General features: G+C 49.6%; 1 protein-coding gene. It reads right to left on the bottom strand.

Features of this window, described 5'->3' with window-relative positions:
- A partial coding sequence (locus R7Q11_RS28645; RefSeq protein ID WP_225467283.1) for a Na+/H+ antiporter NhaC family protein occupies positions 1-546 on the bottom strand: 546 nt, incomplete at both ends.

Genomic DNA, 546 nt, shown 5'->3' with positions numbered 1-546 from the left:
TGCAGACAACACGGTAGAGTCACTAAAGAAGCAAGAGTGGCTACCGGCCGCTGATGCCGAAAGTAGAGCCGCAACGGTTAAGTGTAGTGGCACGCCAAGCTGTTCACCCAAAGGCAGAACGATTGGCATCGCTACCGCGAATGTTCCCCAAGAAGATGCCGTAGCAAAGACCAACGCACCAGTAATCATAAAGATAATCGCAGGGAAGTAAGACGCCGATAAGTAAGGGCTTACGGTCTCAATCACGTATTGCGTGACACCTAGCGAGTCATTGACGGATTTCAGCATGAAGCCGCCTATTACGGTTGCAAGCGGCAGTAGCATGACTTTAATGCCATCATAAACAGCTTCGAACATATCGTTCATCGAAATCAGTTTTTGTGCGCCGTAGAAGCTAATGGTGAAGATCAGCGCGACGAAAACCCCCGCCAGTAGGTCGATACCAAAGTACCAGCTGGCTGCAACGAGGACGATCATCGGTAAAAGGAAGTTGATCAGACCCATTGTTGGATTGGTGTGCGCAGAAACTTCAGAACCAAAGTCCAC

It is taken from the genome of Vibrio sp. 970, from assembly GCF_033339075.1.
Note: the sequence above shows the minus strand (reverse complement) of the source record. Positions and strands in the feature narration are given on the sequence as shown.